Source organism: Blastococcus aurantiacus (assembly GCF_900102425.1).
In the GTDB taxonomy this organism is placed as follows: Bacteria; Actinomycetota; Actinomycetes; order Mycobacteriales; family Geodermatophilaceae; genus Blastococcus; species Blastococcus aurantiacus.
In genome coordinates, this window is sequence record NZ_FNBT01000002.1 from 155,805 (window position 1) to 178,946 (window position 23,142).

The 23,142-nt window shown below is 73.2% G+C and carries 22 protein-coding genes; 12 read left to right on the plus strand and 10 right to left on the minus strand.

Annotation, left to right across the window (positions count from 1 at the left end; genetic code table 11):
• The first annotated feature begins 22 nt into the window (after positions 1–22).
• The 5 genes from BLS70_RS04245 (at position 23) to BLS70_RS04265 (ending at position 4,961) form a co-directional block, all read left to right on the plus strand.
• Positions 23–586, plus strand: a complete 564-nt coding sequence (locus tag BLS70_RS04245) for a sigma-70 family RNA polymerase sigma factor (RefSeq protein ID WP_091764416.1) — start codon at positions 23–25, stop codon at positions 584–586.
• A 47-nt stretch (positions 587–633) separates the two neighbouring features.
• Positions 634–1,251 (plus strand): DUF47 domain-containing protein, encoded by a 618-nt coding sequence (locus tag BLS70_RS04250; protein ID WP_091764417.1) that lies wholly within the window; start codon positions 634–636, stop codon positions 1,249–1,251.
• Positions 1,252–1,284: 33 nt separating this feature from the next.
• A complete protein-coding gene (locus BLS70_RS04255) occupies positions 1,285–2,286 on the plus strand; it encodes an inorganic phosphate transporter (protein ID WP_091764418.1) in 1,002 nt (333 codons plus the stop codon).
• 10 nt (positions 2,287–2,296) lie between these two features.
• Complete coding sequence (locus BLS70_RS04260; RefSeq protein WP_255362232.1) at positions 2,297–3,712, plus strand: MFS transporter; 1,416 nt, start codon at positions 2,297–2,299, stop codon at positions 3,710–3,712.
• Between the two features lie 247 nt (positions 3,713–3,959).
• A complete protein-coding gene (locus BLS70_RS04265; RefSeq protein WP_091764419.1) occupies positions 3,960–4,961 on the plus strand; it encodes a sulfite exporter TauE/SafE family protein in 1,002 nt (333 codons plus the stop codon).
• Positions 4,962–5,028: 67 nt separating this feature from the next.
• Here the strand turns inward: BLS70_RS04265 and BLS70_RS04270 are convergent, their stop codons facing one another.
• The 5 genes from BLS70_RS04270 to BLS70_RS04290 form a co-directional block, all read right to left on the minus strand.
• Complete coding sequence (locus tag BLS70_RS04270; protein WP_091764420.1) at positions 5,029–6,015, minus strand: NAD-dependent epimerase/dehydratase family protein; 987 nt, start codon at positions 6,013–6,015, stop codon at positions 5,029–5,031.
• 62 nt (positions 6,016–6,077) lie between these two features.
• Positions 6,078–6,575 carry a DUF5994 family protein gene (locus BLS70_RS04275; RefSeq protein ID WP_091764421.1) on the minus strand — a complete coding sequence of 166 codons (498 nt, stop codon included), beginning with the start codon at positions 6,573–6,575 and terminating at the stop codon, positions 6,078–6,080.
• Between the two features lie 265 nt (positions 6,576–6,840).
• Positions 6,841–8,733, minus strand: coding sequence for a translational GTPase TypA (gene typA, locus BLS70_RS04280; RefSeq protein WP_091764422.1), 1,893 nt, complete (start codon positions 8,731–8,733; stop codon positions 6,841–6,843).
• A 100-nt stretch (positions 8,734–8,833) separates the two neighbouring features.
• Positions 8,834–9,181 (minus strand): hypothetical protein, encoded by a 348-nt coding sequence (locus BLS70_RS04285; protein ID WP_091764423.1) that lies wholly within the window; start codon positions 9,179–9,181, stop codon positions 8,834–8,836.
• A gap of 163 nt (positions 9,182–9,344) precedes the next feature.
• Complete coding sequence (locus BLS70_RS04290; protein ID WP_091764424.1) at positions 9,345–9,902, minus strand: YceI family protein; 558 nt, start codon at positions 9,900–9,902, stop codon at positions 9,345–9,347.
• Positions 9,903–9,986: 84 nt separating this feature from the next.
• On the opposite strand from BLS70_RS04290, the gene BLS70_RS04295 reads away from it, so the two are divergent.
• A complete protein-coding gene (locus tag BLS70_RS04295) occupies positions 9,987–10,505 on the plus strand; it encodes a MarR family winged helix-turn-helix transcriptional regulator (RefSeq protein WP_091764425.1) in 519 nt (172 codons plus the stop codon).
• A 21-nt stretch (positions 10,506–10,526) separates the two neighbouring features.
• Here the strand turns inward: BLS70_RS04295 and BLS70_RS04300 are convergent, their stop codons facing one another.
• The gene (locus BLS70_RS04300) at positions 10,527–11,420 is read right to left on the minus strand and encodes an enoyl-CoA hydratase-related protein (protein ID WP_091764426.1); all 894 of its coding nucleotides are present in this window, start codon (positions 11,418–11,420) and stop codon (positions 10,527–10,529) included.
• 77 nt (positions 11,421–11,497) lie between these two features.
• Here BLS70_RS04300 and BLS70_RS04305 point away from each other — a divergent pair, with 77 nt between their 5' ends.
• Together BLS70_RS04305 and BLS70_RS04310 are read left to right on the plus strand one after the other, a co-directional pair.
• Entirely contained in the window at positions 11,498–12,151 is a 654-nt protein-coding gene (locus BLS70_RS04305; RefSeq protein ID WP_218122274.1) for a TetR/AcrR family transcriptional regulator, read from the plus strand.
• A 64-nt stretch (positions 12,152–12,215) separates the two neighbouring features.
• Positions 12,216–13,787 carry a long-chain-fatty-acid--CoA ligase gene (locus BLS70_RS04310; protein ID WP_218122275.1) on the plus strand — a complete coding sequence of 524 codons (1,572 nt, stop codon included), beginning with the start codon at positions 12,216–12,218 and terminating at the stop codon, positions 13,785–13,787.
• A gap of 3 nt (positions 13,788–13,790) precedes the next feature.
• Here the strand turns inward: BLS70_RS04310 and BLS70_RS04315 are convergent, their stop codons facing one another.
• Positions 13,791–14,645, minus strand: a complete 855-nt coding sequence (locus BLS70_RS04315; RefSeq protein ID WP_091764428.1) for a patatin-like phospholipase family protein — start codon at positions 14,643–14,645, stop codon at positions 13,791–13,793.
• A 94-nt stretch (positions 14,646–14,739) separates the two neighbouring features.
• Here BLS70_RS04315 and BLS70_RS04320 point away from each other — a divergent pair, with 94 nt between their 5' ends.
• Together BLS70_RS04320 and BLS70_RS04325 are read left to right on the plus strand one after the other, a co-directional pair.
• Complete coding sequence (locus tag BLS70_RS04320) at positions 14,740–16,479, plus strand: class I adenylate-forming enzyme family protein (RefSeq protein WP_091764429.1); 1,740 nt, start codon at positions 14,740–14,742, stop codon at positions 16,477–16,479.
• Between the two features lie 112 nt (positions 16,480–16,591).
• Positions 16,592–17,662, plus strand: coding sequence for a potassium channel family protein (locus BLS70_RS04325; protein ID WP_176946286.1), 1,071 nt, complete (start codon positions 16,592–16,594; stop codon positions 17,660–17,662).
• Here the strand turns inward: BLS70_RS04325 and BLS70_RS04330 are convergent.
• Positions 17,659–19,179 carry an adenylate/guanylate cyclase domain-containing protein gene (locus tag BLS70_RS04330; RefSeq protein WP_091764430.1) on the minus strand — a complete coding sequence of 507 codons (1,521 nt, stop codon included), beginning with the start codon at positions 19,177–19,179 and terminating at the stop codon, positions 17,659–17,661. The two genes, BLS70_RS04325 and BLS70_RS04330, sit on opposite strands and share 4 nt — an antisense overlap.
• Before the next feature lie 106 nt (positions 19,180–19,285).
• Between BLS70_RS04330 and BLS70_RS04335 the strand changes: the two genes are divergently transcribed.
• Positions 19,286–20,782, plus strand: a complete 1,497-nt coding sequence (locus tag BLS70_RS04335; RefSeq protein ID WP_091764431.1) for an amidase — start codon at positions 19,286–19,288, stop codon at positions 20,780–20,782.
• 84 nt (positions 20,783–20,866) lie between these two features.
• Positions 20,867–21,427 carry a cysteine hydrolase family protein gene (locus BLS70_RS04340; protein ID WP_091764432.1) on the plus strand — a complete coding sequence of 187 codons (561 nt, stop codon included), beginning with the start codon at positions 20,867–20,869 and terminating at the stop codon, positions 21,425–21,427.
• 26 nt (positions 21,428–21,453) lie between these two features.
• Here the strand turns inward: BLS70_RS04340 and BLS70_RS04345 are convergent, their stop codons facing one another.
• Together BLS70_RS04345 and BLS70_RS04350 are read right to left on the minus strand one after the other, a co-directional pair.
• Positions 21,454–22,338 (minus strand): alpha/beta hydrolase fold domain-containing protein, encoded by an 885-nt coding sequence (locus tag BLS70_RS04345; RefSeq protein ID WP_091764433.1) that lies wholly within the window; start codon positions 22,336–22,338, stop codon positions 21,454–21,456.
• Positions 22,339–22,458: 120 nt separating this feature from the next.
• Positions 22,459–23,124 (minus strand): NADPH-dependent F420 reductase, encoded by a 666-nt coding sequence (locus BLS70_RS04350; protein ID WP_091764434.1) that lies wholly within the window; start codon positions 23,122–23,124, stop codon positions 22,459–22,461.
• Positions 23,125–23,142 lie beyond the last annotated feature (18 nt).

The following is a 23,142-nucleotide window of genomic DNA, read 5'->3' on the forward strand; positions in this document are numbered from 1 at the left end:
GGGTCTGCGGGAGGATGGGGACGTGGACGAGCTGGCACCCCTCGCGGCCGACGCCGCGGGCGGCGATCCGCTCGCCGCGGCCGCTCTCGTCCGGGCGACCCAGTCCGACGTCTGGCGGCTGTGCGCCGCACTGGGCGACGCCGGCACGGCCGACGACCTCACGCAGGAGACCTACCTGCGCGCCTTCGGCTCGCTGCACCGCTTCGAGGGCCGTTCGTCGGTGCGCACCTGGCTGCTGGCCATCGCCCGCCGCGTCTGCGCCGACGCCGTCCGCACCCGGCGGCGCCGTCGGCTGACCATGGTCCGCGACGACGCCGGCCTGGCCGAGGTGCCCGCGCGGGGGGGCCCGGACCCGGTCGGCGAGAGCGCCGGCGTGGCCGACCTGCTGGCCCGCATGGACCCCGACCGGCGCGAGGCGTTCGTGCTCACCCAGCTGCTGGGGCTGTCCTACGCCGAGGCCGCGGAGGTCGCCGGCTGCGCCGTCGGCACCATCCGCTCCCGCGTGGCGCGGGGGCGGGCCGACCTGGTCGAGTCACTCGCCGGGGTGGACGTGGACGACGACGAGGGCGACGTCGCTCACAGGTGACGGGCAGGTGACCGGGAGGTGACATCCCGGCCACCTATGCTCCCCGCGTGCCCTTCAGCCTGACGCCCAAGGACTCGAGCTTCTACCCGCTGTTCACCGCATCCGCGGAGAACCTGGTGACGGCGACCGAGGTCCTCGGCGAGTTCGTCCACGACCACGCGCGCCGGGAGGAGCTCGCCGTCCGGCTGCGCGACCTCGAGCACGTCGGCGACCAGGCGACGCACGCGATCTTCCGGGCGCTGAACACCAGCTTCGTCACCCCGTTCGACCGGGAGGACATCTACGCGCTGGCCAGCAACCTCGACGACGTCATGGACTACGTCGAGGCCGCGGCCGACCTGGTGATCCTCACCGGCCTGGGCACGCTGCCGGCCGAGATGAGCCAGCAGGTCGCACTCCTGCAGCGCTGCGCGCAGGTCACCGCCGAGGCGATGCCCCGGCTGAAGACGCTCAAGGACCTCTCCGACTACTGGATCGAGGTCAACCGGATCGAGAACGAGGCCGACAAGCTCTACCGGCGGCTGCTGTCCCGCCTGTACAGCGGCGAGTTCGACGCGCTGGAGATCCTCAAGCTCAAAGAGGTCGCCGACCAGCTGGAAGAGGCCGCCGACGCGTTCGAGCACCTCGCCAACGTGGTCGAGACGATCGCCGTCAAGGAGTCCTGACCCCGATGGACCTCTGCTGATGGGCCTCTGCTGATGGACGCCGCCTTCATCGGCCTGATCGTCATCATCCTGGTGGCGCTGGCGTTCGACTACACCAACGGCTTCCACGACGCGGCCAACGCCATCGCGGTCGCCGTCTCCACCAAGGCGCTGACCCCGCGCGTCGCCCTCGCCCTCGCGGCGGTGATGAACCTGGTCGGGGCGCTGCTGTCGACCGAGGTCGCCAAGACCGTCGGCGCCGGCATCATCGACCCGCCCGAGGGCAACAACGGCCTGGAGATCGTCTTCGCCGCCCTCGTCGGGGCGATCGTCTGGAACCTGATCACCTGGTGGTACGGGCTGCCGTCGTCCTCGTCGCACGCTCTCATCGGCGGGCTCGTCGGAGCCGCGCTGGCCGCCGCCCACTCGGTGCAGTGGATGGGCATCCTCGACAAGGTCGTCATCCCGATGATCGTGTCGCCGCTGGTCGGCTTCGGCCTGGGCTACCTGTTCATGCTGGCGCTGCTGTGGACCTTCCGGCGGGCCCACGTCTCCAAGGCCAACCGCAACTTCCGCTACGCCCAGATCGTCAGCTCCGCGACCATGGCCCTGGGTCACGGCATGCAGGACGCCCAGAAGACGATGGGCATCATCACCCTCGCCCTGTTCACCGCCGGAGAGATCGACAGCTTCGAGGTGCCCTTCTGGGTGGTCCTGTCCGCCGCCGCGGCGATCAGCGCCGGCACCTACGCCGGTGGCTTCCGGATCATGCGGACCATGGGCCGCCGGATCATCCAGCTCACGCCCGCCGGCGGGTTCGCCGCGCAGACGGTGGCCTCCAGCGTCATGGTGACGACGGCGACGGTGTTCGCCGTCCCGGTGTCGACGACGCACATCACGACCACCTCCATCATGGGCGTGGGCTCGACCCGGCGGCTCTCCGCGGTCCGCTGGGGCGTGGCGGGCAACATCCTCGTCGCCTGGATCGTCACGCTGCCGGCTGCCGGATCGGTGGCCGCCGTGGCGTACTTCGTGACCGACCTCGCGGTCGGCTGATACTCCTCGGGTGACCGGCGTCGAGAGTTCCGCTCCCTCCGGCGTCGCCCTCGGCACCGCGCCGGGACGGTGGCTGCTCACGGCGACCGTGCTCGCCTCGGGCATGGCGTTCCTGGACGCGACCGCGGTGCAGGTGGCGCTGCCGACGATCGGCCGCGACCTCGGCGGCTCCCTGTCGGACCTGCAGTGGATCGTCAACGGCTACACGCTGCCGCTGGCCGCGCTGATCCTGCTCGGCGGCTCGCTGGGCGACCGGTACGGCCGGCGGCGGGTCTTCCTCGTGGGCGTGGCCTGGTTCGCCGCTGCGTCGCTGCTGTGCGGGCTCGCCCAGACGCCGGGCCAGCTGATCGCCGCCCGCGCGCTCCAGGGCATCGGCGGCGCCCTCCTGACCCCCGGCAGCCTGGCGCTCATCCAGTCCTCCTTCCGCCCCGCCGACCGGGCGCCGGCGATCGGGGTGTGGTCCTCCCTCTCCGGAGTCGCCGGGCTCGTCGGCCCGTTCCTCGGCGGCGCGCTCATCGACCTGGTCAGCTGGCGGCTGGTGTTCCTCCTCAACGTGCCGCTGGCCGTGCTCGTGGTCGTCGTCGCCGGACGGCACGTGCCCGAGAGCCGCGACCCCGGCCCGCACGGACGATTCGACGTCCCCGGTGCGGTGCTGGGTGCCGTGGCCCTCGGCGCGCTGACCTACGCGCTCATCACCGCCGGGGAGCGCGGCGGTACCGACGTCGTGGTGGCCGCGGTCGCGGCGGTGGTCACCGGGGCGCTGTTCGTCGTCCGCGAGCGGCGGACCCGCTCTCCCATGCTCCCGCCCCGGCTGTTCGCCGACCGGCAGTTCACCGGCGCCAACCTGGCCACCCTCGCCGTCTACGGGGCCCTCGGTGGCAGCTCGCTGTTCCTCGTCCTGCAGCTGCAGGGCGTGCTCGGCTACGGCGCCACGGCCGCGGGCGCCGCGACGCTGCCGACCATCCTGCTGATCACGCTGCTCTCACCGCGCGCCGGCGCACTGGCCACGCGGATCGGGCCGCGGCTGCCCATGAGCCTGGGTCCGCTGGTCGTGGCCGCCGGCACCCTGCTCCTGGTGGGGGTCGACGGCAGCGCCCCCTACTGGCTCGAGATCCTGCCGGGCGCCGTCCTGCAGGGCCTCGGCATGGCGCTCACGGTGGCCCCGCTGACGGCGAGCGTCCTGGGCGCCGCACCGGACGCGCTCGCCGGCGTGGCCAGCGGCGTGAACAACGCCGTGGCGCGCGCCGCCTCCCTGCTGACCGTCGCGGCCCTGCCGGTGGTCGTGGGCCTGTCGGGGAGCGACTACGTGGATCCGGCCGCGCTCACCGACGGCTACCGCGGGGCGATGATCGTGTGCGCCGGGCTCTTCGCCGCCGGGGCCGCGGTGGCGTGGACGACGATCCGGAACGACGTCCTGCGCGCCTGATCCCACTGTCTGGACACCGCATTGCTGCATAAGCGCATCGATCTGGTAGACATAGCGCCGTGACGCGGACGACGACGCTGCTCCTGGTGAGCCGCCTGCACGTCGATCTGCTGCGCGTCTGCACCGCCGCCTGTCCGGGCTGCTGAGCTCCCCGGCGCCGTTTCCGGCGCCCCCTCGTCTCACCCCCTCTCGTTCCCGCGGGCCCCCGTGCGCCTGCGCCTCTCCTGAGACCCGGAGTCAGTCCCCCGTGAAGACCCTCGTCCTGCTCGCCCTCGTCGGCCTGGGCGCCCAGCTCGTCGACGGCAGCCTCGGCATGGCCTACGGCGCCACCTCGACGACGTTGCTGCTCGCCATCGGCACCAACCCCGCGGCCGCCTCGGCGACCATCCACCTGGCCGAGATCGGGACGACGCTGACGTCCGGCCTCTCGCACTGGAAGTTCGGGAACGTCGACTGGAAGGTCGTCGCGAAGATCGGCATCCCCGGCGCGGTCGGCGCCTTCGTCGGCGCGACCGTCCTGTCCAACCTCTCGACCGAGGTCGCCGCCCCGGTCATGTCGCTGATCCTGCTGTCGCTCGGGATCTACCTGCTCGTCCGGTTCACCCTCCGCGGCATCGACCGGCGGAACCTGGGGAAGCCGGTCCGCAAGCGCTTCCTCGGCCCGCTCGGCCTGGTGGCCGGCTTCGTCGACGCCACCGGCGGCGGCGGCTGGGGTCCGGTCGGGACGCCGGCACTGCTGGCCAGCGGCCGGATGGAGCCGCGCAAGGTCATCGGCTCGGTCAGCACCGCGGAGTTCCTCGTGGCCCTCGCCGCGAGCCTCGGCTTCTTCTTCGCACTCGGCTCGCAGGGCATCGACTTCACCTGGGTGGCCGCCCTGCTGATCGGCGGCTCGATCGCCGCGCCGCTCGCGGCCTGGATGGTGCGGCACATCCCGCCGCGGATGCTCGGCTCCCTGGTCGGTGGCCTCATCGTGCTGACCAACACCCGGACGCTGCTCAGGAGCGACTGGATCGACGCCGGCGACGCGACGCGCTACGCCGCCTATGCGGCCATCTCCGTGATCTGGGTGCTGGCGGTCGTGCACTCCTTCCGCCAGCACCGCAAGGACGTCGCGATCGAGTCGGCCGGCGCCGACGCCACCGAGGCGATCCGCACGGCCGGGACGGAGGCCGTGGCCGACCCCAACATCGCCCTCGAGGTGTCCCGGGACGAGCAGCTCGCCGGCCGTCCCAGCGCCCCGCGCGACTGAAAGAGGACCCCCTTCCTCCCCACCCTTCGCAGGCTCAGGGCGGGCCCCTGGAAGGGAGCCGATCCAGTCATCCTGAGCCGAGCAGCCGCGCCTCCAGCTCCGGGGGCAGGCCGGGCTCCGCGAGCTGTGCCATCCGGGCCAGGGGCGGCCGGCCGGAGCGCTGGAGCCACGCCCAGGTATCGGCCACCGTCTCGCGCAGCGGGCGGCTCATCGGCAGGCCGAGCTCCCTGGCCCGGGTGGTGTCGACGTCCCACGCCGTGCGGGCCATGTCCACCGGGAGCCACAGCGGCAGGTGCACCCACGGCTGGACGCCGGCAGCGAGCAGGTCGCCCTCCGGGACCGGCACCCACTCCGCATCGCTGCCGGTCACCTCGCGGCACAGGTCCAGCAGACCGCCCAGCGTGGTCATCCCCGCCGGGCCGGTGGCGTTGACCGCCCCGGAGGCCCCCCGCTCGGCCATCCCGACCAGCCAGGAGGCGAGGTCGCGGGCGTCCACCACCGCGATGGGCTGGTCCAGCGCGTCGGGGACGACGACGCGTCCACCGCGCGCGATGCGCTCCAGCCACCAGCCCAGCCGGTGGACGTCGTCCCAGGGGCCGACGATGAGCCCGGCGCGCGCAGTGAGGAAGCCCCCGCCGACGGCGCCGCCGACCACCCGCTCGGCGTAGGCCTTGTTCGGCCCGTAGTCGTCGTCCTCGCCGTCCCAGGTGGGCTCGTCGTCCTCGCGGCCGACCGGGCCGGGCGGCCAGCCGCGGTAGGCGTTGAGGCTGCTGACCAACGCGTAGCCGGCGACGCCGCCCAGCACCGCCGCGGCGTGGCGGGCGGCGGCACGCGTCTGGCAGGACGTGTCCACGACCAGCTCCGGCGCCCAGCCGGCCAGGGCCCGCGGCAGCGCGTCCGCGTCGTCCCGGTCGCCGTGCAGCGCACGCACGCCGTCGGGCGGCTCGCCGGAGACGCCCCGGGTGAAGGTTGCGACGTCGTGGCCGCGCTCGAGTGCCGCCGTCACCACGTGCCGGCCGAGGAAGTGGGTCCCGCCGAGGACCAGGAGTCGCATGCCCTCAGCCCAGCGGACCGCTCCCCCGGCCGTCCAGCCGGTTCGCGGCGGGCGTAGCCGGACTAGACCGCGCGGCGGTGCACCTGCGGGACCTGGGGCAGCGGCGTCGACCGCGCGGCGGCCAGCACCATCTGCGGCGAGCGCGGCAGCCCGCGGCGGGTGCACAGGCGCAGCGCGCGGGCGCCGGTGAGCACGTCGGTCTCCGGCGGGACGACGAGCAGGTCCGCGCGCTGCGTGCCCCCGTTCCAGGTGAGGCAGACGACCAGCGGGTCCATGCTGCGGAAGCCGCCGGTGCGCACCAGGCGGTCGCGGAGGACCAGCTTGCGAGGTGCCGGCTCCCAGGCCTCCAGCGAGTAGGTGAAGCGCTCGATGCGGACGCCCCGGCGTTCGAGCTCCGCGATCAGCTCGGGCAGCTCCACGCCCAGGTCCCGGCTGCGCGGGAACCAGGCGCCGTCGAAGGCGGAGTTCCCGTCACCGGCGCCGTCCCGCAGGCTCACCCGGACATCGATCCCGCCCCGGAAGTGGTTCTCCGCCGGAGCCGTTCGGGTGATCGTCGTCATGCGGTCGGCCGCCTCTCGTGCACTCGTCCCCCTGGGGTCATGACCCATGACCCCGAGGAGAACGTAGGCCGCGTGTTGCGCGGGTCCCGGTGCACGAGTGACGGGCGTGGCGGCCGCCTGCGGCTCGTCGTCACCACCCGTGCGCGGCTCGCCACACCTTCCCGACCGCCTCCCCCGCTTTTCCGCGGAAAGGCAGGCGGCCTTTCCGCGGAAAAGCGGAAGGGCCCCCGGCGCGGGTGCGCCGGGGGCCCTTCGATGCCGTGGATCAGGCCGGCTTGGGCTTCTTGTTCTTGGCCTTGCCGCGCTCGGTCTGGTCGAGCACCACCTTGCGGATGCGGACGGTGGCCGGGGTGACCTCGACGCACTCGTCCTCGGCGCAGAACTCCAGCGCCTGCTCCAGGTTCAGCACCCGCGGGGGGATCAGCCGCTCGAGCTCCTCGGAGGTGCTCTTGCGCATGTTGGTGAGCTTCTTCTCCTTGGTGATGTTCACGTCCATGTCGTCCGGACGGGAGTTCTCACCGACGATCATGCCCTCGTAGACCTCGGTGCCGGGCTGGACCATCATCTGGCCGCGCTCCTGCAGGGAGAACATCGAGTACGTCGTCGCCACGCCCTGGCGGTCGGCGACCAGCGAGCCGGTCGGGCGGGCGCGCATGTCGCCCAGCCACGGCTCGTAGCCCTCGAGGTTGTGGTTCAGGACGCCGGTGCCGCGGGTCTCGGTGAGGAACTCGGTGCGGAACCCGATCAGGCCACGGGACGGCACGATGTACTCCATCCGCGCCCAGCCGGTGTCGTGGTGCACCAGGTTCTCCAGGCGCGCGCGCCGGACGGCCAGCGCCTGGGTCAGCGTGCCCACGTACTCACCCGGGACGTCGATCGTCACGCGCTCGACCGGCTCGTGGAGCTTGCCGTCGACCATCTTGGTCACGACGGTCGGGCGGCCGACGGTCAGCTCGAACTCCTCGCGGCGCAGCTGCTCCACGAGGATGGCCAGCGCCAGCTCGCCACGGCCCTGCATCTCCCAGGTGTCGGGGCGGTCGGTCGGCAGCATGCGGACCGACACGTTGCCCACGAGCTCCTGGTCGAGGCGGTTCTTGACCAGTCGGGCGGTGAGCTTCTTGCCCGACTTGCCGGCCAGCGGCGAGGTGTTGATGCCGATGGTGATCGAGATCGAGGGCTCGTCGACGGTCAGCGGGGGCAGCGGGCGCGGGTCGTTCGGATCGGCGAGCGTGTCGCCGATCATGACGTCCTCGATACCGGCGATGGCGACGAGCTCACCGGGGCCGGCGCTCGCGGCCGGGGTGCGGGTGAGGCCCTCGGTGACGAGCAGCTCGGTGATCTTGACGTTCTTGATCGTGCCGTCGACCTTGCACCAGGCGACCTGCTGGCCGCTCTTCATCTCACCGGAGTGGATGCGCAGCAGCGCGAGGCGGCCGAGATAAGGCGAGGCGTCGAGGTTGGTGACCTGTGCGCGCAGCGGCTCCTCGGCGTCGTAGACCGGCGCCGGGATGGTGTCCAGCAGCGTCTTGACCAGCGGCGCCAGGTCGTCGCTGTCCGGCTCGGTGCCGTTCTCCGGGCGGGTGAGCGAGGCCTTACCGCTGCGGCCGCTGCAGTAGACGATCGGGAAGTCGAGGTTGTCGGCGGACATGCCGGCGTCCTCCATGAGCTCCATGAACAGCTCGTAGCACTCGTCGACGACCTCGGCGATGCGCGCGTCGGCGCGGTCGGTCTTGTTGACCGCGAGGATGACCGGCATCCCCTTCGCGAGCGCCTTGCGGAGCACGAAGCGGGTCTGCGGGAGCGGACCCTCGGAGGCGTCGACGAGCAGGCAGACGCCGTCGACCATCGACAGGCCGCGCTCCACCTCGCCACCGAAGTCGGCGTGACCCGGGGTGTCGACGATGTTGACGACGACGGGGTTGCCGTTCTCGTCGGCCAGGTGGATCGCGGTGTTCTTGGCCAGGATGGTGATGCCGCGTTCGCGCTCGAGGTCCATCGAGTCCATCACGCGGTCCTGCGTGGAGTCGTTGTCCGTCCCCTCACCCTTGGCGCGCCCGAGGGCGCCTGCCTGGCGGAGGAGGGCGTCGACCAGGGTCGTCTTCCCGTGGTCGACGTGAGCGATGATCGCCACGTTGCGCAGGTCGTCGCGAGTGGGCATGCGGAAGGGCACCTCAGAGGGGGTTCGGGGAGGCCGCAGCGTCAGCGCGCGGCATCTCGTGCAACAGCCGCCCGTGCGGCGACCTTCCCAGGGTAGTCGTTCAGCCGACCGGTTCCTGCTCCCGAGCGGCGTCGGCCACCTGGAAGGTGACCCCTGCGGCGGCGAGAGTGACCAGACTCACGGCCAGCCAGGCGGACATGCCGACCGCGATCGCCAGCACGTGTGCCAGCACGAAGGCCCCGACGTAGAGCGCGGCCAGCGCGACGGCGGTGGCCGGCCCCTTGCGGCGGAGCCACAGGTACCCGGCCGCGAGTCCTGCGGCGGCGAAGACGGCACCGCCGAGCGCGCGGACACCGGTGCCCTGCGCGATGCCGAAGCCGGCGGCCAGGCCGACGGCGACCAGGACGGCCGAGGGGAAGCGGGAGCGGACGAGGCCGACTGTCGACATGCCTCCAGTCTCCCCCGGCGCACGACGCTGGGATCAGGTCACCTGATCCCAGCGCGTCCTCCCTCGCGGTGCGCGGTGGGGGAGGACGCGCTGCGGTGAGGGAGGACGCGCGAGAGGCCCCGGACGGTCATCCGTCCGGGGCCTCTCGGGGCGTGCTGCTCGATCAGGCGGTGCGGAGCACGGCCTCGATCTCGAGCTCGACGTTGATCTTGTCGCCGACGACGACGCCGCCGCCGTCCATCGGCATGGCGATGTCGACGCCGAACTCGGAGCGGGAGATGACGGTCTTGGCGCTGAAGCCGGCGCGCGTGCCGCCGTAGGCGTCCGGGCCGAAGCCGTTGAGCTCGAGCTCCAGGGTGACGGGCTTGGTGATGCCCTTGAGGGTCAGCTCGCCGTCGACGTGCCAGTCCTCGCCCTCGGCGCGCACGCCGGTGGAGCGGAAGGTCATCACGGTGTGGTTGCCCACGTCGAAGAAGTCGGCGGACTTGATGTGGGCGTCACGCTGCTCCTGACGGGTGTCGATGGAGTCCATGTCGATCGTGGCGGTGACCGAGGACTGCGACGGGTCGGCGGCGGTGACGAGCTCGCCGGAGAACTCACGGAAGTAGCCGCGCACCTTGCTGACCATCATGTGGCGGACGGAGAAGCCGACGGTCGAGTGGCTGGCGTCGATGTCCCAGGTGCCGACGACGTATCCGGGGATCTGGACGGTGCTGGTCATGGTGTCTCCAGGTTGTTGAAAGTTTGACCTTCGCGGACCGTAGCGTAGTTGAGAGCTTGACTATTCCGCCAGTACTATCTGCACATGACCGCGCACGTGTCGCACGCCCCCGCCGGTGCCCCCGACCTCACGGCACCGCGCTGGCTGGATGCCGAGGAGCAGCGCGCCTGGCGGGCGTGGCTGTTCAGCGCCCAGCTCCTGATGGACCGCCTCGACCGCGAGCTGACCCATGCCACGGGCATCTCGCACGCCTACTACGAGATCCTCGTCGCCCTCTCGGAGGCGCCCGAGCGGATGATGCGGATGAGCGAGCTGGCCGACCGCTGCCTGTCCTCGCGCAGCCGCCTCTCCCACGCCGTCTCCCGGCTCGAGGAGCGGGGCTGGGTGCGCCGGCAGGTCTGCCCCGAGGACGGCCGCGGGCAGCTCGCCGTCCTCACCGAGGAGGGGTTCGCCGCACTCGACGGCGCCGCCCCGGTGCACGTGGAGAGCGTGCGCACGCACCTGTTCGACCAGCTCACCCCCGACCAGGTCGAGAACATGCGCGACCTCGGCGAGACGCTCCTGGGCCACCTCGACCCCGCCACGGTCCGCACGCTTCCCTGAGGCGGGGCCGAGGCCGAGGACTCAGTCCCGGGACTCGACGTCCGGCGGCGGGGCGGGCCACCGGGGCACCCCGGCGATCGCCCCGTCACCGAGTCCCGTGGTGAACCGCGGCGGCCGCTTCTCCAGGAACGCGGCCACGCCCTCGGCGCTGTCGGGCCCCGCACCGAGCTCGACCACCGCCCGGGACTCCGCGCGGTGCGCGTCCCAGGGCGACGGGGCACCGAGCATCGACCACAGGAGCTGACGGGCGGCGCCCACCGCGATGCCGCTGGTGTTCGCGACGATCTCGCGGGCCAGGGCGTGGGCGGTCGGCAGCAACTGGTCGTCGGGCACCACCCGGGAGACCAGGCCGCCGCGCAGCGCCTCTGCGGCGTCGAAGACCCGTCCCGTGGCGACCCACTCCATCGCCTGGCTGATCCCGACCACCCGGGGCAGGAACCACGACGAGGCGGCCTCCGGCACGATGCCGACCCGGCCGAACACGAAGCCGAAGCGCGCCGACTCGGCGGCGATCCGGACGTCCATGGGCAGGGTCATCGTCGCCCCGACCCCCACCGCGGGGCCGTTGACCGCGGCGATGACCGGCTTGCGCAGCGCGGCGAACGCCAGGCTCACCACTCCCCCGGCGTCCCGGGGGTAGCCGGCGATGTCCTCGCGCAGCTCCGGCGGGCGGTGCCGCGTCAGCCGGTCGGCGAAGGTGTCCGCACCGCCGCCGAGGTCGGCGCCGGCGCAGAACCCGCGGCCCGACCCGGTGACGACGACGACGCGCACCTCGTCGTCCGCATCGGCCGCGGCCGCCACCCGGACGAGCTCGTCGGCCATCGTGGGGGTGAAGGCGTTCAGCCGCTCGGGACGGTGCAGCCGGATCGTGGCGATCCGGTCGGTGACGTCGTAGCGGAGCTCGGTCAGTTCCATGCCGCACCGTGCCAGCCGCCACCTCGGGCAGTCAACGGTGACTGTTCCTCGCGCGGCTGCGGCCCTAGGCTCGCCCGGTGACGTCCGATCCCGTGCCGCTGGAGACCGCGCGGGCACCTCGGTCACGCTCGGCGCGCACCGCCGACAGCCGGCTGCTGATCCTCGACGCCGCCGTCGACTGCCTCGTCGAGGAGGGCTACGCCGGTGCCTCCACGCTCGCCGTCCAGGCGCGGGCCGGCATCTCCCGCGGGCGGCTGCTGCACCACTTCCCGTCCCGGGCGGAACTCCTGGTGGCGGCCTGCGACCACCTGGTGACGACGCAGCTCGAGGAGGTACGGCGGCGGTCGGTGGCCCTCATGGCCGACGGCCCCACCGGGCGCGAGCGGGTCGACCGCGCCATCGACCTGATGTGGGCGACGTTCCAGGAGCCGCCGTTCTGGGCGGCCACCGAGCTGTGGACCGCCGCCCGCACCGACCCCGCCCTGCGCGCCGCGCTCCGGGGTGGCGAGGGGCGGCTGCGCGCGGCGATGGCCGCGGTCGGCGACGGCATCTGGGGCCCGGAGTTCGCCGCCTCGCCGGTCTACGCCGACCTCACCGAGCTGCTGTTCACCAGCATGCGCGGGGTGGCGCTGGTGTACGCCTTCGAGCCCCGGCCGCCCGCCACCGATCCGCACCTCCCGCTGTGGAAGCGGCTGGCGGCCCGGCTGCTCGGCCTCGACGGCCACGCTTGACCCCCCGGGCGGGCACGGCCAGCATGACGCAGATCACATCCGGCCGGCCCGTCGAGGAGTGCCCGTGAGTGTCGAGATCCCCGTCCTGCAGGGCCGGGGCATGACCATGGGCGACCAGCTCGCCCGGCACGCCCGGAAGGCCCCGGACGCGACCGCGCTCCGGTTCGAGGGCACCGGCCGCAGCTACGGCGAGCTCGACGAGCGGGTGACCCGGCTGGCCCGCGCCCTGCAGCAGCGGGGCGTCGGCACCGGCGACCGGATCGCGGTCCTGGCGCTCAACGGGATGGAGACCTGGGAGGCCTACCTCGCCGGCGTGCGGCTGGGCGCGATCGTCGTCCCGGTCAACTTCCGGCTCGTGGCCGACGAGGTCGCCTACGTGCTCACCGACTCGGGCGCTGTCGCGCTCGTCGTCGACACCGCGCTCGCCGAGGTCGCCGCGAAGGCGCGGGAGCTGGCCCCGTCGGTGACCACGACGCTGACGATCGGGCAGGACTACGAGGAGGCCCTGGCCGCAGCGGGCGCCGAGCCCCTCGACGTGACCGTCGACGAAGACGAGCCCGCGTTCCTGATGTACACCTCGGGGACCACCGGCCGACCCAAGGGCGCCGTGCTGACCCACCGCAACCTGCTCATGCACGCCTTCAGCCAGATCACCACCCTCGGCATGGATCCCGACGACCGGGTCGGGGTCCCCGGCGCGCCGCTGTTCCACATCGCCGGCCTGGCCGGGGGCATGCCGCCGCTGCTGCTGGGCGGCACCCACGTGATCATCCGGTCCGGGGCCTTCGACCCCGTCGAGACGCTGGACATGATGGAGCGCGAGCAGGTCTCGAGCATCTTCCTGGTCCCGGCGATGTGGGCCGCCGTCCTCGCCGTCCCGGGCATCGCGGAGCGCGACCTCTCGCACCTGCGCCGCGTCTCCTGGGGTGCGGCACCCGCGTCGACGACCCTGCTGCGCTCGCTGATCGACGCCTTCCCCCACGCCGAGGTCGTCACCGCGTTCGGGCAGACCGAGTGCAGCCCGGTCACCTGCCTGCTGCGCGGCGAGGACTCGCTGCGCAAGATCGGCTCGGTCGGCACGCCGATCCTCAACGTCGAGGTCCGGGTGGTCGACGACGCCATGGACGACGTGCCGCAGGGCGAGGTCGGCGAGATCGTCTACCGCAGCCCGATGGTCATGAAGGAGTACTGGAACAAGCCGGAGGCGACGGCTGAGGCGTTCGCGGGCGGCTGGTTCCACTCCGGGGACCTCGTGCGGCAGGACGAGGACGGCTACTTCTACGTCGTCGACCGCAAGAAGGACATGATCATCTCGGGCGGCGAGAACATCTACTGCGCCGAGGTGGAGGACGTGCTGGCCGCGCACCCCAAGGTCGGCGAGGTCGCGCTGATCGGGGTTCCGGACACGAGGTACGGGGAGGCCCCGCTGGCGGTGGTCGCCCCGCGCGACGCGGACGACCCACCGACGCCGGAGGAGCTCGCGGCGTGGTGCCGGGAGAAGCTGGCCCGCTACAAGAACCCGCGGGAGTACTCCGTCGTCGCCGCGCTGCCCCGCAATCCCAGCGGCAAGGTGCTCAAGACGGCTCTGCGCCAGGAGCACTCCGCCGGCTCCCTGGTGGCCGAACCCGTCGTATAGCGGTCAGCCGGTCCAGGCGTCGGCGACCCGCTCGACGACCTCGGCCGCCTGCGCGCGGCCTGCCCGCGCCGAGGGCGCCCGGGCCGCGGGGTCGAGCACGTTCTTGCCGATCGCCGTGCGCGCGCCCTGGTCCGGGGTGACGACGGCGACGCGCGCCGACACCATGCCGGTCACCTGCGCGTCGACGCTGGCGATCGGCCCGACGCCGCGCGGGATCGGAGCGAGGACGACCAGCCGGTCGTAGCCCTGGGCGAGGTCGGCGTTGGCCGTCGAGCGCATCCCGCCGTCGATGTAGCGCCGGTCGCCGATCGTGACCGGCGGGTAGACGCCGGGGACGGCGCAGCTGGCGGCCACCGCCTGCAGCAGGGGAACCCCGGAGGCGCGGTCGAAGGCGCGGAACTCGCCGGTCTCCGCGTCCACGGCGGTGATGACGAGCTGCCGGTCGGGCCACTCACGGCCGACCAGCCGGGAGCCGATCACGTCCAGGCGCTCCTGCTCGGTCGGCGTCAGCCCGGCCTTCTCGGCGGCGAGCGCGACCGATCCGACCCGGCGGCGGAAGTCCTCGTCCCGGCCGCGGCTGACCAGCATCGCCCAGCCGTAGCGCGCCAGGTTCGAGCGCGACATCCGCGCCACCTTCTCCTGCGCGGGCGGCTCCAGCTGCCGGGCGAACATGGCTTCGAGGTCCGCCCCGGCGGTCACCTGCGCGCCGACGACGGAGCCCGCCGACGTGCCCACGACCAGGTCGGCGGAGGCCAGATCCACCCCCGCGTCGGCGAGGCCGGCCAGCACACCGATCTCCCAGGCGATCCCGGTGATTCCGCCCCCACCGAGGACGAGGGCCGTGCGCTGGTCGCTCATGCCCCCATGGTCACAGACCCTCGACACCGGTTGTGGCGTGGGCCACCCTGGCGGGGATGATCCGACGGACGGACTCCGCGACGAAAGGACGGGCATGACCGCCACGCAGCCGGCACCGGACACCTCGACGAGGAGCTGGCCCCCCGGCCTGCCGCGGTCGCTGGAGTACCCGAACGTGCCGGTCGGCTCGATCCTCCGGGCGGCCGTCCGCCGGTGGGGCGACCGGGACGCGTTCGTCCAGCACGACCTCCCGCTGCCCTACACCGAGCTGGGCGCCCGCGCGCACGCCGTCGCCGGCTGGCTGGGCGACCACGGCATCGGGCGCGGCGACGTCGTCGCCCTGCACATCCCGAACTGCCGCCAGTACCCGGCGCTGTACTTCGGGATCATGCTGTCGGGGGCGACCTTCTCCCCCACCAACCCGCTGCTGCCGGCCGCCGACCTCGCCGCCCAGCTCACCGACGCCGGCGCCACCGCCCTCATCACCTGGGACCTGGTGCTGCCGTTGGTGCGCCCCGCCCTGGCCGCCTCGCCCGTGCGGACCGTGATCGTCACCGGCGAGGCGCACTCCCTCGACTTCGGCGCCCGCCTGGACGTGGCCGAGGGCGACGTCGACGCCGCCGACCTGCTGGGCGGCGACCCCACCGACCGGCACCTCGACGCCGCCGTCGACGTGGACGCCGACCTGGCCCACCTCGCCTACACCGGCGGCACGACCGGGGTGAGCAAGGGCGTGGAGCTCCCGCACAGCAACGTGATCACCAACGCGCTGCAGTCGGTGTGCTGGAGCAACGGCGCGGTGCCGGAGCTCGACGAGCACGGTGACGTCACCGCCCGCCAGGTCGCCGGCACCGACGAGTACCCGGTCCGGATGGGCACCGCCCGGCTCATCAACCTGACGCCCTGGTTCCACGCGATGGGCGCCGTCGGCTTCCTCAACGGCATGGTCATGAGCGGGACGACCGTCGTCATCCACCCGCGCTTCGACCCGGCGAAGTACGTCGAGGACATGGCCCGCTACGACGTGACCTCCATCGGGGGCGCGCCGCCCATCTTCGTGGCGCTGCTGCAGGTGCCGTCGTTCGTCGAGGGCGAGTGGCCGAACGTGCGCGGGGTGTCCAGCGGCGCCGCTCCCCTCCCGGTACCGCTCATCCAGCGACTCCAGGCGCTGCTGCCCAACGCCACGATCGGCGAGGGCTACGGGCTCACCGAGGTCACCATGATGGCCACGGGCAACCCCACCTTCCGGTCCGGCACCCGCAAGCCCGGCACGGTCGGCGTCCCGGTCTTCGACACCGAGATCAGCATCCGGTCGCTCGAGGACGGCGCGGAGGTGCCCCAGGGCGAGCGGGGCGAGGTCTGCATCCGCGGCCCGCAGGTGATGCGCGGGTACGCGCACCGGCCAGAGGCCACCGCCGAGTCGATCGACGCCGACGGCTGGTTCCACACCGGGGACGTCGGAATCCTCGACGAGGACGGCTACCTGTCGATCGTCGACCGCACGAAGGACATGCTGCTCTACAAGGGCTACAACGTCTTCCCGCGCGAGCTCGAGGAGATCCTGTTCGGCACGCCCGGCGTCGCGGGCGCCGCGGTCGTCGGGCGCCCCGACGAGGAGGCCGGCGAGCTGCCGGTCGCCTACGTCGTCCGCAAGGGTGACGACGCCGGCGCGGCACTCACCCGCGAGTCGGTGCTGGAGGCCGTGAACGACAAGGTGACGCACTACAAGCGGCTGCGCGACGTCGTGTTCATCGACGCCATCCCGGTCTCCGCCGCGGGCAAGGTGCTCAAGCGCGAGCTCGCCGCCCTGGAGCGCGAGAAGGTCGGCGGCTGACGCCGTCCGCCCGGACCCCGGCCTGAACCACCCGCCACCGCCCCGATCGGACCTGTGACCCGATCGGGGCGGTGGCGCGCGCGGGAGGCTCCGCCTCACTACTGTCCGCGGCGTGGACAGCGCGTGGGAGGGCACCGAGACCGAGCACACCGGTGTCCGGATCGCGCACGAGGAGGTCTCACCGGTCCGGCAGGTGCTCCGCCGGGTGTGGATCGCCGCGATCGTGCTGGTCGTCGTCGTCCTGGTCGTCTACCTCGACCGGGATGGCTACGAGGACAGCAAGGGCGGCCCGCTCTCCCTGCTGGACGCGGCCTACTACGCCACGGTCACCCTCTCCACGACGGGCTACGGGGACATCACCCCGGTCACGCCCGAGGCACGGCTCATCAACATCCTGCTGATCACGCCCCTGCGGATCATGTTCCTGATCGTCCTCATCGGGACGACCCTCGAGGCGCTCACCGCGCGCTCGCGGGAGGAGTTCCGCATCCGACGCTGGAGGTCCCGCGTGCGTCAGCACGTCATCGTCTGCGGCTACGGCACCAAGGGGCGCAGCGCCATCCGCTCGCTCATCGCCAACGGCACGCCGGCCGACAAGATCGTGGTCGTCGACCCCGAGCCCCGGGCCATCGACGAGGCCAACTCCCTCGGCCTGACCGGCATCATCGGCGACGCCGGCCGCACCGAGGTGCTCCGCCGGGCCTCCGTCGAGCGCGCCCGGGCGGTCATCGTCGCGGCCAACCGGGACGACGCCGCCGTCCTCATCACCCTGACCGTGCGGCAGCTCAACCACAGCGTGCCGATCACGACCAGCGTCCGGGAGGAGGAGAACGCCAACCTCCTCCGCCAGTCCGGCGCCGACACCGTCATCACCACCTCGGCGACGTCCGGGCGGCTGCTCGGCCTGTCCACCGACTCGCCCCGGGTGGTGGCCGTGGTCGAGGACCTGGTCACCGGCGGCCAGGGGCTGGACCTGCACCAGCGCACGGCGACCGCCAGCGAGGTGGGCCTGGGTCCCCGCGACCTGCGCGACATCGTCCTGTCGGTGACCCGCGGCGGCCGCACGCTCCGCTTCGACGACCCGCTGATCGGAACTCTCCAGCCCGAGGACGTGCTCGTCGTGGTGAAGGCGCACGAGCCCAACAAGCCCAACCGACCGCCGACCCAGCCCTCGCCGATCTAGGCCCGGACGAAGGTCTGCGTCTCCTCGTCGCGGCCGCGCAGGGTGACGGTCCGGTCGGGACGCCAGTGGTGGCGCTCGCCGGGCGCGGCCGCTTGCACGGTGGCCTCGCCGGCCACCGCACGGCCGGGGTGGTCCTTGGCGAGCTCGGTGAGCCGCGCCGCCTCGTTCACCGGGTCGCCGATCACCGTGTACTCCAGCCGGCTGGCCGCACCGACCTGACCGGCCCACACCGGCCCGCACGCCACACCCACCCCGACGTCGACCTCACCGGCGTCGGCGACGGCGTCGCAGATGCGGCGGGCCGCCCGCAGCGCAGCACCGGCCGGATCCGGGTGGTCGGTGGGGGCGCCGAAGACGCACAGCGCGGCGTCGCCCTCGAACTTGTTCACCAGCCCGCCCTCGTCCTCCACGGTGTCGACGACGACGGCGAAGAACCGGTTGAGCAGGCCCACCATCTGCTCGGGTCCGGTGCGGCGGACCAGCGAGGTGGACCCGGCGATGTCGACGAACAGGGCGGCGACGGTGCGCTGCTCCCCGCCGAGGCTCACCCCGGTGCGCAGCGCCTGCTGGGCCACCGTCGTCCCGACGTGCCGGCCGAACAGGTCGCGCAGCCGCTCCCGCTCGGCGAGGCCGGCGACCATGGTGTTGACACCCTCCTGCAGCAGCCCGATCTCGCCGGCGTCGTCCACCAGCACGTCGACGTCGTAGTCGCCCCTCCCGACCTGCTGAACCGCGCGGCGCAGGTCGCGCAGCGGCTGACCGACCGCGCGGGCGGTCAGCAACGTGGCCAGCCCGCCGACGAGCAGGGCGACGACGACGAGGAAGACCACGGCTCCCTCCCCCGGCCCGTCGGGGTTGCTCGGGTCGAGGAAGAGCAGCACGACGCCGAGCAGCGGCACCCCGCTGGTCAGCGCCCAGGTGAGCAGGAGCCGGGGCCGCACGCCGAGGATCAGCGCGCCGACCGGCGGGTGGGCCGCCAGGGCCCGGGCGGTCACGGCGCGCGCGGCGCGGGCGGTGAGCAGGTAGGTGACACCGGCGGTCACGACGCCGCCCAGCGTGACCGCGACGCCCACCCGCAGTCCGACCAGCGGATCGGGGAAGACGAACGCGGACACGGTGGCGGTGAGCACCGCCCCGACGAACCAGATCCAGGCCGCGGTGAGCGCGGTGTCCAGCGGCAGGCGGAGGGCCTGGCGGGCCTCCGCGCCGGTCGGCTCGCGGTGATCCATCAGCCAGCGGTTCGTGGACCGCTGCCGGCGCAGCCCGGCCACCGTCCCGACCGGGAAGGCGACGACGAGGTAGGCGGCGGCGGTCCACAGCACCTCGGTCCGGCCGGTGCGGCCGCTGCCGTCGTCGACACCGACGAGGAGCGAGACGACGGTGCCGACACCGATGGCGTTGGCGATCAGCACCAGCAGGACGATGAGGGGGACGGCGGTGCGGCCGCTGGGCGCCCACTCGGCCCACGCACCGTCCCGGGCGACCGTGACCGGCCGCTTGACGTCCTCCGAGGTCATGATCAGCGCAACGAGACCCGGGGGGCCCCGGTTCCGGGGACTCCCCCGATCGTGATCACGCGGCCATGATGACCGACGGCACGCGGCGACGACGAGGAGACCTCCGGTGGACCAGCACGACTACCTGCAGCACGACGGCCTCGCCCTGGGCGAGCTCGTGGCCCGCGGAGAGGTGACGGCCGCGGAGCTGCTCGCCGCCGCCCGGACACGGGCCCGCGAGGTGGAGCCGGCGATCAACGCCATCTGCACCTGGCTGGACGACCACGCCGACGAGCGCGCCGCCCAGCCGCTGTCCGGTCCCTTCGCCGGTGTGCCGTTCCTGCTCAAGGACCTGCACCAGCACCTGGCCGGCCAGCCCACGTCCGACGGCTGCCGCGCCCTGGCCGGGCGGAAGGCGGAGCGGACCAGCACGGTGGTGCAGCGCTGGCTGGACGCCGGGGTCGTCGTCTTCGGCAAGACCAGCACGCCGGAGTTCGGGTCGAAGGGGATCACCGAGCCGACCCTGTTCGGCCCGACGCGCAACCCCTGGGATCTGGAGCGGACCCCCGGTGGCTCCTCCGGCGGTTCGGCCGCCGCGGTCGCCGCCGGCATCGTGCCGGTCGCCGCGGCCAGCGACGGTGGCGGGTCCATCCGCATCCCCGCGGCCTGCACCGGGCTGGTCGGGCTCAAGGCCGGCCGCGGGCTGGTGCCGTTCGGCCCGGACGAGAGCGAGCCGCTCAACGGGCTGGCGACGAGCGGTGTGGTCTCCCGGTCGGTGCGCGACACCGCCGCGATGCTGGACGTGCTGGCCGGGCCCGACGCCATGAGCCCGTTCGCACCGGCCCTGCCGGAGCGGCCGCTGCTGGACCGGCTGGACGAGGCGCCGGGCCGGCTGCGGATCGGCTTCACGACCGACTGCGCGCTGCGCGACCAGCCGCACCCCGAAGCCGTGCGCGCCGTCGAGCACGCGGCCGCGCTGCTCACCGAACTCGGGCACGAGGTGGAGGAGGTGGCCCCGCCGCACGACGACCGGCAGCTGGGCCGTGACTTCCTCACCATCTGGTTCGTCCACCAGGCCAACGAGGTCGCCCGGATCAGGCGAGAGACCGGCGCCGGGGACGACGGGTTCGAGGTCGACACCCGGATCATGGCCGCACTGGGCCGGTCGTACAGCGCCGTCGAGCTGCAGGCGGCCGACGAGCGACGGCGGCTCTACATCTCCGCGCTCGCCGACTTCCACTCCAGGTACGACCTGCTCCTGACCCCGACCCTCGGTGAGCCGCCGATCCGGGTCGGCTCCCTCGACACCCCCGCGCACCTGCAGCGGATCAGCGAGGTGCTGCTGCGCACCCGGACCACCGGGGTGCTGCGGCGGATGGGCATCGTCGAGCAGCTGGTCGAGGCCAACCTCGGCTGGGTTCCCTACACGCAGCTGGCCAACGTGACGGGGCGACCGGCGATCAGCCTGCCGCTGTACCGGACGCCCGACGGCCTGCCGCTCGGGGTCCAGTTCGTCGGCCGGTTGCGCAGCGAGGAGCTGCTCCTGCGCCTGGCCCGCCAGCTGGAGGTGGCCGCACCCTGGGCGCAGCACCTGCCGCGGCCGGTGGTCGCCGCGGCGGCCTGACCCGGCAGCCCGACGGACGCCGGAACCGTCGGTGGCCGGTCCTACGGTGACCGCACGACATCCCGGCACCCGGAGAGGCATCCCGTGACCGCCCTGGAGAACCGCCCGCGCACGGCTCTGCTCGTCATCGACGTCCAGAACGGCGTCGTCGGCGAGGCCTTCGACCGCGATCGCGTGGTCGCGACCATCGGCGGCCTCGTCGACCGGGCCCGCGCCCACGGGGTGCCGGTGGTGTGGGTGCAGCACTCCGACGAGGGTCTTCCCGAGGGCACGCCCGGGTGGCAGATCGTCCCGGAGCTGGCGCCGGGGAACGGCGAGGCGGTCGTGCACAAGAACTACGGCGACTCCTTCGAGGCGACCGACCTCGAGGAGCGGCTGGCCGAGCACGGCGTGGGGCGGCTCGTGGTCACCGGCGCGCAGACCGACGCGTGCATCCGCTCCACGCTGCACGGCGCGCTGGTGCGCGGCTACGACACCACGCTGGTCTCCGACGGGCACACCACCGAGGACATGCGCAGGTTCGGCATGCCCATCGGGCCGGCGGAGGCGATCGCCTACACCAACACCTACTGGGCCTACACCGCTGCGCCCGGTCGCACCGGAGCCGTGACGAGCGCCGCCGAGGTCGACTTCACGACGGCGTGAGCACGGAGCCGGATCCGGCCCGGACGTCAGCCGCGCGCGATCTCCTCGACGATCCGCCGCGCCTCCGCACGGCCCTCCGGAGCCGGCACGAGCGGGTAGACGTGCACCGCACCGGGGCAGACGGTGACGCGCAGCTCGGCGCCCGCAGCCGCGGCGCGCTCCTGCAGCAGCAGGACGTCGGGCAGGCAGAGCTCGCGCGTGCCCACGGTGACGTCCATGGGCGCGAGCCCGGCGAGCTGCCCGTTGATCGGGCTGAGCTTCGGCTGGGTGGGGTCGTCACCGCCGGCCCAGGTCTTGCCCGCCTCCACGGTGCCGTCGATGTTCAGCCAGGGGTCGCGGGGCTCCAGCGCGGGCAGGTCGGGGTGGCTGAGCGTCAGGTCCAGCCACGGCGAGAGAAGCACCAGCCGCCGCGGCTGGGGCAGGCCCTCGGGAGTCAGCGTCTGGGCGAACCCCAGCGCCAGTCCCCCGCCGGCGGAGTCCCCGGCGACGGTGACCGCCGACGCGTCGACCTCGGCGAGCAGGTCGCGGTAGACCTGGGTGACGAAGGGATAGGCCTCGCGGTAGGTGTGCTGCGGCGCGAGCCCGTAGAGCGGCACCTCCACCCGCACGCCGGCGTCGGCCAGCTTCGAGATCAGCGCCCAGTGCTGCTTGGCGATCTCACCGGTGTAGGAGCCGCCGTGCAGGTAGACCACCGCCCGCCCGGTACCGCCGTCCCGCGGGGCGACGGTGGTGCACGGGAAGCCGTGCACCAGGCGGGTGCGCACGTCGTGCCGCGAGCGCAGGGCGGCTGGAGGCTCGTTCGACCCCTTGGGTGCCGCGATGCGCGTGCGTGCGCGCTCCACCGTGGCCGTCCGGGGCTTCCGGGTGAGGCGCAGGACGCCCGAGATCACTCGCATCTGCAGGCTGGCCATGGGGTCGGCGTCCTCTCCGGTTCTCGACGTGCGTGCGCGGCGCACCCTATGCACCGCTGGAGTCGGCGGAGGAGCCGGCGGCGGCGGAGGGGCTCCTGGTGACCGCCACCGGCCCACTGCTCACATGTCGCGGTAGCGGACCGCTGCCTCCAGGCCCTTGCGCAGCCAGTCCTCCTTGACCGGACGCCCGGGCTGCGAGAAGACGGCGTACGCCTTGGTGTCGCGCTGGTAGCGCCAGCCCTCGGCCAGGGAGCCGACGTCGTAGGCGTCGTAGCCGATCGCGTCGAGGAACGCGGTCACCGTCGCCTTGGCGTCGGCGTCGTCCCCGGCGATGGCGAGCACGGACCGGTCGGGGTCACCGGCGGGCTTGGCCAGGCTGACCATCCCGGCCGCTGGCACGTTGTTGAAGCACTTCACGACGTGCGACCCGGGAAGGTGGGCCTGCAGCAGCTCGCTGACCGTCGTCGACTCGTCGTCGAGCTCCGGGATCTGGCCGTCGCGCTGCGGGTAGTAGTTGTTGGTGTCGATGACGACCTTGCCGCGCAGGGGTTCCACCGGGACCTCGCGGTAGGCCTTGAGCGGCACGGAGACGACGACGAGGTCGCCGGCCTCTCCCGCCTCGGCCGGCGTCGCCGCTCGCGCCTTCGGTCCGAGCTCCGCCACGAGGTCGGCAAGTGTGTCGGGGCCGCGGCTGTTGCTGAGCACCACGTCGTAGCCGGCGGAGACCGCGAGCCGGGCGATCCCTCCGCCGATGTGGCCGCTGCCGATGAGTCCGAGAGTCGTCATGCCCGGGGCAAGTCAGGC